Raw genomic sequence first — 10,223 nt, forward strand, 5'->3', positions numbered from 1 at the left:
CTCCCGTCCGTCGTCCGGTCGCGCCGACGCGCGTGGTGCGGCAGACTGACTCCCTCGGTGCCGCCGCACGGAGGTCCTGGAAGACACCGCACGTGACCACCACCATCTCCTGCCCCCGCTGTCGAGCCGTTCGCCGCCCCACCGGGGTGCACCGCTGCCCCGGACCGGACGACCCGGCCCGAGCGCTGGGCGTGGGCACCTGCGTCGCCGTGGTCCTGGACGTGCTCGCCGGTGTCGGCCGACCGTTCCTCGTCGGCGGCGTGGTCCGCGACGCGCTGTTCCGTGCGTCCGGGCGCGCGGTCCCCGTCGCCGACGACCACGACGTCGACGTCGAGGTGCACGGCACGGACACCGCCTCGGTCGTCGACGCGCTGCGCGCGGCGGGAGCCGTCGTCGTCACCACGGGGGCGCGCTTCGAGGTCCTCAAGGTCGTGGTCGAGGGCGTGCACGTCGACGTCGCGGTGGTGCCGGGGAACGCCGACGACGACGGGCTCGCCGCGGCCGCCGTCCGTCGCGACTTCACGGTCAACGCGGTCGCGTGGGACCCGGCGACGAACGAGTACGTCGACGCGGTCGGTGGGATCGACGACGCTGCCCGGGGTGTGCTCCGACACACCTCGGACCGGTTCGGGGACGATCCGCTGCGGGTGCTGCGCGCCGTGCAGCTGGTGGCGCGCTTCGACCTCGTGCTCGACCCGTCGACGGTGGACGTCGCCCGGTCGCTGGTGGACGCGTTCCCGTCCGTGGCCGCGGAACGGGTCTGGCCGGAGATCCGGAAGACGGCGCGAGGCGACCACCAGTCGCGGGCGCTCCAGGTGCTGCACGACACCGGGTGGGAGCGGCACCTCGCGGAGCTCGCCGCGGTGCGCGACGTGCCGCAGGACCCGAGGTGGCACCCCGAGGGGCCCGTGCACGTGCACCTGGGGCTCGCGGCGGACGCTGCTGCCGCTGCCTGCACGGCCGACGGCGTCACCGGTGAGGACCGCACCGTCGTGGTGCTCGGCGCGCTCCTGCACGACCTCGGCAAGGCGGGCGACGGAACGCAGCGGGAGCGGGACGACGACGGCACGGTCCGGGTCCGCAGCCTCGGGCACGAGGTCTCGGGCGCGCATGCGGCGCGGGACCTGCTGCGGCGGATCGGCGCCCCGCGCACCCTCACCGAGCGCATCGCCACGATCGTGCGTGAGCACATGGTGGTGCACTCGACCGACGGGGCAGCGCCGTCGGTGCCGGCAGCGCGCCGACTGCTCCGTCGTCTCGGCGGGTCGATGGCGACCGCCGAGTGCTGGGCCCGGGTGTGCGAGGCGGACTCGCAGGGACGGGGTGCGGCGTCCGGGCCGTCTCCGGCGTGGGCGTGGCTCGCGGTCATGCGTGCCGACGAGGCCGCGGGACCCCGGGTGCGCCTCGTGACCGGGCGGGACCTCGTCGCGGCGGGGCTCGCGCCGGGGCCGCGGTTCCGGGAGGTCCTGGACGCCGCGGCCGAGGCGCAGGACGAGGGGCGCTTCGAGGACGCGGCGGGTGCCCAGCGCTGGTTGCGGGAGCGGCTCCTCAGTCCGCCACGGTGATCGTCACCGTGGCGGACTCGGTGGACGCGCCCGCATCGTCGCGGTAGCGCACCGTGATGGTGTGCCGACCCGGCGCCAGCCCGGCGTCCCCGCGCCGGATGTGCCCGCTGAACCGGCCCTCGGCACCGGTCGACACCGTGCCGACGAGCGCGCCGTCGACGGCGACCTCGACGTCGGTGTCCGCCCAGCCGGTGATCGTGACCGGCAGCGGGCCGCCCGTCGCGGTGCTCCCGTCGGCGGGGTCGGCGATGGTCGGGACGAACGCGAAGGGGGCGCTGCTCGTCGCCGCGGAGGTGTTCCCGGCGGCGTCCCGTGCGGTGGCGCGGATCCCGGTGGCGGTCGGGGTGAGGCCGTCCACCGCGACGCGCCAGTGACCGTCGGCACCGGTGGTGGTCGACGCGGTCGCCGTGCCGCTCGTGGTGCCTGTGCCGCTCGTGGTGTTCGTGGCGCCTGTGCCGCTCGTGCTGCTCGTGCCGCTTGTGCCGCTCGTGCCGCTCGTGCTGCTCGTGCCGCGGAGGACGGTGACGTCGATCGTGCTGCCGGCCTCGGCGGTGCCGGAGAACACCGGCGGGGTGGTGTCGGTGGGCGTCCAGGTCGTCGCGATCGTCGGCGCCGCCGGAGCGGTGGTGTCCACGGTGACCGTGACGACCACGGGGACCGAGGTGGCGTGGTCCGGCGTCGTCGCGGTGATGCTGACGCGTTCGACCCCGTCCCCGGAAAACCGCAGCGTGGTCCGCCACCTGCCGTCGGACCCGGCGGTGGTCGTGGCGGTCAGGATGCCGGAGCGGACCTCGACGCGGCTGCCGGGCGTCGCCGTCCCGGTGAGCTCGACGGTCCGGCTGGCGATGAGCATCGTGTCCTCGGCCGGGACCGGGGGAGCGGAGCGCGGCAGCTGCGGGTCGACGCCCCCGGTGGTCGAGGATCCGCCGGTCCCCGGTGACGTGGGGTTCGCGCTCGGTTCGTCGGTGCGGACGTCGGGTGTCGAGGACGCCCCGGCGGAGGAGTCCCCGAGGACCGTGTCGACGACGGGGGTCGGAGCGGTCGGGACCGTCGTCCGTGCGCCGGAGTCGTCGCGACCGGGCGACGGCAGGGGACTCGGTTCGGCGACGTGGGCCGGGGCGGTGCGGTCGGCCGGTGCGGGGTGCTCACCGGACGGCGCCGGGACGCCCGCGGGACCTGGTGCGCGCGCGCCGGCGGTGGACGTGCCGGTCGGGTGGCCGTCCGACCACGTCCCGGCGACCGCGACGACGGTCGTGACGACGACGAGCGCTGCGACCACGCCGACCAGCCCGGTGACCGGCAGCGGCGCCCTGCGAGCGGCACCCGTCGCCGGGGCCGAGCGAGCGGGGGACACGGCCGCCGCAGCGGGGGCGTCCGCGTGCAGCACCGCGTGGCCGATGCCCAGACCGACCACCGGCGGGAGGAGTGCCGCCGCGATCCGTCCGGCGAGTCGGCGCGTGTCCTCGAGCACCGGCGGGCAGTGCACGCAGTCGCGGATGTGCGCCTCGAGCTGACGACGGTCGCGCGCGGTGAGCGTGCCCGCTTCGTAGGCGCCGAACGCGGCCAGTCGCCGACGGCACTCGTCGGGCAGGCCGTCCGTCGCGAGGTGTTCCTGGACCCAGGCCGCGCGGAGCGCCCGCCGTGCTCGGAACGCCAGGGACGAGACGGCGCCGGGCTGGAGGTCGACCAACGGGGCGACGTGTCGAGGTCGCAGTCCCTCGACCTCGGTGTACCAGAGCACGCTCTGCCAGCGTTCGGGCAGGGTGCTGAACGCTCGCCCCAGGGCCGTGCGGTCGGCGGCGCGGGCCATCTCCGTCGCCGCGTCGGCGCCGGAGTCCTCGAAGGCGTCGAAGTCGACGTCGGCGTCCGTGTGGCGGGCGCGTCGGCGGAACTCGGTGTTGGCGACGTTGCGGATGACCGTGTACAGGTACGGGCGGAAGAGTTCGTCGGGACCGGCCCCGCGTTCGATCGCACCGATGACGTTCGTGAAGGCCTCGGAGGCGACGTCCTCGGCGTCCGAGGAGCCCACGAGTCCGATCGCGTGCCGGACGGCGGCGCGGTGGTGCCGGCTCCACAGCGCTGCCACCGCCGACCGGTCGCCGTCACGCGTCGACCGGATCAGTGCAGCGTCACTGCCTGGCTCAGGGGCACCGCGCACGTCGTTCGTCTCCTCGTCCTGGGTTCACCGGCTGGGCGGTGCAGTCCATCTGAACACACCGCTCTCGGATGCGAGGAGTCCGGGTCGGACGTTTCATCACGCGACCCCGGTGGATCCGATCGGTGAGGACGGTGTCACGCCCGTGTCGCGGTGATCACGAGGTTCTGCGTCGACGGTGAGCCGTCCGGGTGTTCGAGGCAGGTGATGAGGAGCAACCGGTCGGGGACGTCGCCCCACACGTCGGCGTCGTCGGCGATGCGGTCCTTGTCCACCAGGGTCGAGCCGGTCACCGTGTACGCCACGCCCGCGACCGTCACCGCGGCACCGGTCGCGACCCGACTCCGACCCCGATCGACGTCCGTCAGGAAGTTCCCCGGGGCGGTGCCGCCGCCCCGCAGGGAGTGCATCACCACGACCACGGTGCCGGACGCGGCGTGCTCGGGGGTGACCCCGACGTCGCGGACCAGGTACGCCGACCGGAACCCCGGCGGCGTGATCCTGCCGCGCACGGCGTCGAGTGCACCGAGCGGGACGTCGAGGTGCACCGACGGGACGCTGAGGCGTCCGGACCCGCTGGACGTCGCTCGGGCTCCGGGAGCGCTCGCGACGGGTGCCTCGAGCCGGACGGGGTCGCCGTGCATGTCGCGCGCGGTGCCGGGCGGGGTCGAGTTCGTCGCGGTGACCACCCCGCCGATCCCGAGGCCGAGCATCGTGACCGCGCTCACGGCGGCGAGGACGAGCGGGAGTGAGGACGGTCGTCGACCGGATCGGACGTGCACGGTGTCTCCTCGATGGGTCGGTCGTGGTCGGGGCAGGTCGCGCGCTGGATGTGCGGACCGGTGGGCGCTTCGGGTGCTGCCCACCGGCCCGCGCGCCGGGTCGTCGTTCGGGCGACGGACCCGGCTGGACTCCGCCCGACGCAGGGTCGTCGAGCGGAGCGGTCGGGGGCCGCGGCACGGGTGCCGCGGCGACGGGTCACGGTCGCGTTCGTGCGCGCGTTCGTGCGCGCGTACGGGCGGCCAACACGCCGAGGACGAGCAACAGGGTCATGCCGCCGCTGCCGAGGAGCGCGACGGACCACCAGGGGGCCGTGCTGTCGGACGTCGTCCCTCCGGTGTCGACCGCCGCGCCGATCGCCGTGGGCACCGGCGACTCGGTCTCCTCGTCTGCGGTCGACGCACCCGGCGTCACGGTCGGCCGGACGGTCGGCTCGGCGGTCGGGGTCGGTTCGACCGTCGCCGGAGCGGTCGGCGTCGGGGTCGGGGTCGGCTCGACCGTCGCCGGAGCCGTCGGCGTCGGGGTCGGCGTGCTCGTCGGTGCCGTCCCGGACCCCGAGGCACCGCCACCCTGGTGCACGACCGTGCCGCTGACCGAGGAGTCGTCGTCGCCGTCGATGCTGATCGTGGCGGTGTTCGTGTAGGTGCCCGCCAAGCCGCCGTCGGTGACCCGGGTGGCGAAGTGGACGTCGTAGAAGTACCCCTGGCGCGCGGTGAACGTGACGCTCCCGGCCGTGCTGGCGTAGTCCTCCCGGGCCGCCGGCGCCCATCCGGTGAGCCCCTCTCGCCCGTCGTCCCAGGTGGTCGTCCGGTTCGTCTGCCAGAGCGTGGCGAAGGGGTACCCGCGGAAGCTGGTGAGGAGCTCCTGGTCGGGCCCGGGGGTGTCGGTGACCGTGATGCGCTGGCCGTCCCGCATGCCGTCGGCGCCGGAGCCGATCGCCACGGTCCACTCGACCACACCCGCGGCGGCGTCGTAGCTGCCCCACTTGCCGCTCGTCCGGCCGGTGAAGGTGCAGTCGACGGTGCACGTCCCGGGTCCGGTGCCGGGCTGTGCGGGTTCGACCGTGGTCGTCACGGCGGTCCCACCGACCTGGTAGGTCGTCGGGGTGGCGGACTCGGTGGTGGTCTCGACGGTGACCCAGAACGAGAACGATCCGTGCAGGTCGTTCGGGTGGGCGGCGACGTAGGCGCTGTCCACGGCGCAGTCGAGCTGGGTCGAGGACACGGTGCACCGTCCCATCGCGGAGCCGTCCGGTGCGAGCAGGGGGAACCCGTCGGAGCGGCCCTGGAGCTCGGGCGGCAGGTCCACCACGAAGCCGGCCGGGGTGGTGGGGAGGTCCGGCAGTGACCACGTGCCGGAGAGTTCGGCGGCGCTGCCGGACGTGACGGTCTGGGACGTGAAGCGGAGACCGTCGATCGTCGCGTTCGTGGTGTACTCGGCGGCGGTGGACGCGGGGACCGCAGCGCTGATGCCGGCGGCGATGGCGGCCACGGCGGCGATCCCGGCCGCGAGGAGGACGGATCCGCGTCGGTCGCGGGATCGGACAGGGTGGTGGTGCATTCGGGCTCTCGGGTTCCTGCGGCAGCCAGGCCCGCGGCACCGAGCGGGGACGTGGCCGTCGACTCGGGTCATCGGGTTGCGGTGCCGAAGGTGAGAGTCCGCCCGCCCCGTTTCGTCACGCGCCCGCCGCGACCCCAGCGAACCGGCACCCACCCACCTGCCGGACGCACCCCGCACCCGCCGTGAGCGCAGCGAACTGGCGCGGCTGAGGCGGTGACGCCCCGAGCGAAGCGACGGCGGCACTCGCCGGGAAGACACAACAGGAAATGCCCCCGGGCCGAAAGGCCAGGGGGCATCCCATTTCCTGTGTCCGAGGGGGGACTTGAACCCCCACGCCCTAATACGGGCACTAGCACCTCAAGCTAGCGCGTCTACCATTTCCGCCACCCGGACAGGTGTTTCTTCACTTGTCGGCCGTCGTTCCGGGCTGTTTCCCCGGCGTTCCTGCCGAGAGAAGACACTAGCACGGGTCTGAACGCCCGATGAACACAGCGGCGCATCCCGGGCGCGTCCTGCTGTGACGTCCGACGCCGGGGCCGTCGGCGCGGACCGGTAGCGTTGGGCCATGACGAACCCGGAGGCCACGCTGACCGACCTCGAGGCCACCGCGGCGATCGCCCGTGACCTCATCCGCATCGACACGACGAACTGGGGCGAGGGGAAGTCCCGCGGCGAGACCGAGGCGGCGCACTACGTCGAGGCGAAGCTCCGTGCGCTCGGGCTCGAGCCGCAGCTGTTCGAGTCCGAACCCGACCGGGTGAGCGTCGTGGCGCGGGTGCCCGGACGCAACCGCGACAAGTCCGCGCTGGTCGTGCACGGTCACCTCGACGTGGTGCCGGCGGACCCGGCGAACTGGTCGGTCGACCCGTTCGGCGGCGAGGTCCGGGACGGCATGCTCTGGGGTCGCGGCGCGGTCGACATGAAGAACATGGACGCGATGATGCTCACGTCGCTGTCGGACGTCATCGAGCAGCAGGGAGCGCCGGAGCGCGACCTCGTGATCGCGTACTTCGCCGACGAGGAGGCCGGGGGAGTCCTCGGCTCGCACCACGTCGTCGAGAACCACCCCGAGGTGTTCCGGGGTGCGAGCGCGGCGATCAGCGAGGTCGGCGGCTACTCGATCACCCTCGGCGACCGTCGTGCGTACCTGCTGCAGACGGGCGAGAAGGCCCTGATGTGGATCAAGCTCGTCGCGACCGGCACCGCGGCGCACGGGTCGCACGTCATCCACGACAACGCGGTGACGAAGCTCGCCGCGGCGGTCGCCCGGATCGGCAGCGAGGAGTGGCCGGTGCGGCTGTCGGCGACGACCGACGCGATGGTGGCCGAGGTCGCACGGTTCCTCGGGGTGGACCCGACGGTGACCGGCCCGGACGAGGTGGCGCTGGCCACGGGGTCGGCGTCGCGGTTCAGCCACGCGGCCCTGCACACGACGACGAACCCGACGGTGCTCACCGCCGGGTACAAGCACAACGTCATCCCCGACCACGCCGAGGCACTGGTGGACATCCGGTGCCTCCCCGGCGACGAGGAGACGGTGCTGGCGCGTGTCCGGGAGCTCGCGGGCGACGACGTCGAGGTCGTGATGTCCTTCCGCGACATCGGGCTCGAGCAGGACTTCGGCGGCCCCCTGGTCGACGCCGTGCGCGACGTCCTCGGCCGCCACGACCCGGGCGCTCCGGTGCTGCCGTACCTGCTCTCGGGCGGGACGGACAACAAGGCCCTGTCGACGCTGGGGATCGCGGGCTACGGGTTCGTGCCGCTGCAGCTGCCGGCGGGTGTGGACTTCCCGGCGATGTTCCACGGCGTGGACGAACGGGTGCCGCTCGACTCGCTGGCGTTCGGGCGGCGGGTCCTCGGAGACCTCCTCGCCACGTACTGATATTGTGCATGGTCGCCGGTCCGGCGGTGTCCTGAACCGACTCTCCCCGAAAGGCCCGAGCCGTGCACATCCTCGAGGCGATCTTCCTCGGCTTCGTCCAGGGGCTCACCGAGTTCCTCCCGGTGTCGTCCAGCGCCCACCTCCGCATCGTCGGGCTGTTCCTGCCGGACGCGCAGGACCCGGGCGCGGCGTTCACCGCGGTGACGCAACTCGGCACCGAGACCGCCGTGCTGATCTACTTCTGGCGCGACATCACCCGGATCGTCGGCCGGTGGTTCCGGTCGCTGTCGGGGAACACCGTGCCCCGGAACGACCCGGACGCCCGTCTCGGGTGGCTCGTGATCCTCGGGACCATCCCGATCGGCATCGCCGGCCTGCTGCTCAAGGACTCGATCGAGACGACGTTCCGGTCGCTGTGGATCGTCGCGATCGTCCTCATCGTGTTCGGCATCGTGCTCGGCGTGCTCGACGTCGTCGGCAAGAAGGTCCGGCGCATCGAGCACATGACGTTCGGCGGCGGGATCCTGATCGGCCTCGCCCAGATGCTCGCCCTCGTCCCCGGCGTCTCGCGTTCCGGCGCGACCGTGTCGATGGGGCTCGCGCTCGGCTACACCCGCCCGGCGGCCGCCCGGTTCGCGTTCCTGCTCGCCGTGCCCGCCGTGTTCCTCTCCGGCCTGTACGAGGCCGCCACGAGCCTCGGTGACACCGGCGCACCGTTCGGCGTGGTCGACACGCTCATCGCCACGGTGGTCGCCTTCGTCGTCGGCTTCGTCGTGATCGCGGCGTTCATGAACTACATCAGCAAGCGCAGCTTCATGCCGTTCGTCGTCTACCGCATCGCACTCGGTATCGTTCTCATCGTGTTGTTGTCGCTCGGAGTGATCCAGCCGTGAGGGCCTGGAAGGTCCCGTCCGTCCCCGATGTCCCGGGCACCGCGCCCCGCCCGGTCGTGCACGACACGGCGACCGGCAAGCCCGTCGACCCGACCGGTGGCGAGGAGCGTGCAGCGCTCTACGTGTGCGGCATCACCCCGTACGACGCCACGCACCTCGGCCACGCCGCGACCTACCTCTCGTTCGACACGCTCGGTCGTGTCTGGCGGGACGCCGGGTTCGAGGTCGAGTACGCGCAGAACACCACGGACGTCGACGACCCGCTCCTCGAACGGGCAGCGCGGGACGGCGTCGACTGGCGCGAGCTCGCGGCCTCGCAGATCGACCTGTTCCGGCGCGACATGGAGGCGCTGCGGGTCCTGCCGCCGGACGACTTCGTCGCGGTGACGGACGAGGTCGAACGCATCGCCGAGGCCGTGGCGTTCCTGCAGGAGACCGGCTACGCCTACGCGGTGCCGACGCCGGAGTCCGCGGGCGACGACCTCTACTTCGACGTGAACCGCCCGACCGAGGCCTGGTCGCTCGGGGACGAGAGCGGCCTCGACCGCGAGACCATGCTCGCGCTGTCGGCCGAGCGCGGCGGCGACCCCGACCGTGCGGGCAAGCGCGACCCGCTCGACCCGCTGCTCTGGCGCGCCGCACGAGCGGGCGAGCCGAGCTGGGACTCCGCCGTCGGCCCCGGGCGCCCCGGGTGGCACATCGAGTGCAGCGTCATCGCCGGCGACCGCCTCGGCCTGCCGATCAGCGTCCAGGGCGGCGGCAGCGACCTCGTCTTCCCGCACCACGAGATGAGCGCCGGGCACGCCGCAGCGCTCGCGCACCAGCCGCTCGCGCAGGCGTTCGTGCACACCGGGATGATCGCCTACCAGGGCGAGAAGATCTCGAAGTCGCTCGGCAACCTCGTCACGGTCCGTGGGCTGCTCGACGACGGCGCCGACCCGCGTGCGATCCGCCTCGCGCTGCTGTCGCACAAGTACTCCGACGACTGGGAGTGGTTCGACACCGAGCTCACCAGCGCCACGACGCGCCTGGCAACGTGGGACGCCTGGGCCTCCGGGAGCGACGCGGGACACGCCGACGACGCGGCCGAGGTCATCGCCCGGGTCCGTGCCCGTGTCGCGGACGACCTCGACACGCCGGGCGCCGTCGCCGCGGTCGACACGGCGATCGCCGGCGGGACGGCGGTCACGCCGGACCTCGTGGACCTGGTCGACGCCCTGCTCGGCATCCGCCTCGGCTGACGCGACCGGCCGCCCCCGTTCGTCGAGCGGGCAGGACATGCCGCTCACGTTCGCCGAGAGGGCGGAGTCGCCCGACTCCAGGCGCCGAGCGTGACCGAAAGTGCCCGCTCGCGCGGACGGGACGCGACCGTGTGACGGACGGGAGGC

At 73.5% G+C, this 10,223-nt stretch carries 7 protein-coding genes and 1 tRNA gene; 4 read left to right on the forward strand and 4 right to left on the reverse strand.

The genetic code is table 11. From position 1 onward, the window contains the following. Window positions 1-92: 92 nt before the first annotated feature. A complete protein-coding gene (locus tag BIV03_RS16990) occupies window positions 93-1,565 on the forward strand; it encodes an HD domain-containing protein (RefSeq protein ID WP_175475932.1) in 1,473 nt (490 codons plus the stop codon). On the opposite strand, the gene BIV03_RS16995 is transcribed toward BIV03_RS16990, so the two are convergent. The 4 genes from BIV03_RS16995 to BIV03_RS17010 form a co-directional block, all read right to left on the reverse strand. Continuing rightward, on the reverse strand, window positions 1,549-3,651 hold the full coding sequence (locus BIV03_RS16995) for a sigma-70 family RNA polymerase sigma factor (RefSeq protein WP_175475934.1): 2,103 nt from the start codon (window positions 3,649-3,651) through the stop codon (window positions 1,549-1,551). The two genes, BIV03_RS16990 and BIV03_RS16995, sit on opposite strands and share 17 nt — an antisense overlap. A gap of 206 nt (window positions 3,652-3,857) precedes the next feature. Next, window positions 3,858-4,502 carry a class F sortase gene (locus tag BIV03_RS17000; RefSeq protein WP_254790940.1) on the reverse strand — a complete coding sequence of 215 codons (645 nt, stop codon included), beginning with the start codon at window positions 4,500-4,502 and terminating at the stop codon, window positions 3,858-3,860. 196 nt (window positions 4,503-4,698) lie between these two features. Further along, window positions 4,699-5,991, reverse strand: a complete 1,293-nt coding sequence (locus BIV03_RS17005; protein ID WP_302847778.1) for a collagen binding domain-containing protein — start codon at window positions 5,989-5,991, stop codon at window positions 4,699-4,701. A gap of 376 nt (window positions 5,992-6,367) precedes the next feature. Beyond that, window positions 6,368-6,453 (reverse strand) — tRNA-Leu (locus BIV03_RS17010). Window positions 6,454-6,625: 172 nt separating this feature from the next. Here BIV03_RS17010 and BIV03_RS17015 point away from each other — a divergent pair. The 3 genes from BIV03_RS17015 to mshC all read left to right on the forward strand — a co-directional run bounded on the left by BIV03_RS17015 (window position 6,626) and on the right by mshC (window position 10,076). After that, a complete protein-coding gene (locus BIV03_RS17015; protein ID WP_071296529.1) occupies window positions 6,626-7,942 on the forward strand; it encodes a M20/M25/M40 family metallo-hydrolase in 1,317 nt (438 codons plus the stop codon). Between the two features lie 62 nt (window positions 7,943-8,004). Continuing rightward, window positions 8,005-8,835, forward strand: a complete 831-nt coding sequence (locus tag BIV03_RS17020) for an undecaprenyl-diphosphate phosphatase (RefSeq protein WP_071296530.1) — start codon at window positions 8,005-8,007, stop codon at window positions 8,833-8,835. Next, window positions 8,832-10,076 carry a cysteine--1-D-myo-inosityl 2-amino-2-deoxy-alpha-D-glucopyranoside ligase gene (gene mshC, locus BIV03_RS17025; protein ID WP_071296531.1) on the forward strand — a complete coding sequence of 415 codons (1,245 nt, stop codon included), beginning with the start codon at window positions 8,832-8,834 and terminating at the stop codon, window positions 10,074-10,076. Before BIV03_RS17020 ends, mshC begins: the two co-directional genes overlap by 4 nt. The last annotated feature ends 147 nt before the right edge of the window (window positions 10,077-10,223 follow it).

Source organism: Curtobacterium sp. MCBA15_016 (assembly GCF_001865105.1).
Taxonomy (GTDB): domain Bacteria; phylum Actinomycetota; class Actinomycetes; order Actinomycetales; family Microbacteriaceae; genus Curtobacterium.

Coding starts and splice junctions, on each gene's coding strand:
- BIV03_RS17015 (WP_071296529.1), top strand. CDS start 6,626: ATGACGAACCCGGAGGCCACGCTGACCGACCTCGAGGCCACCGCGGCG.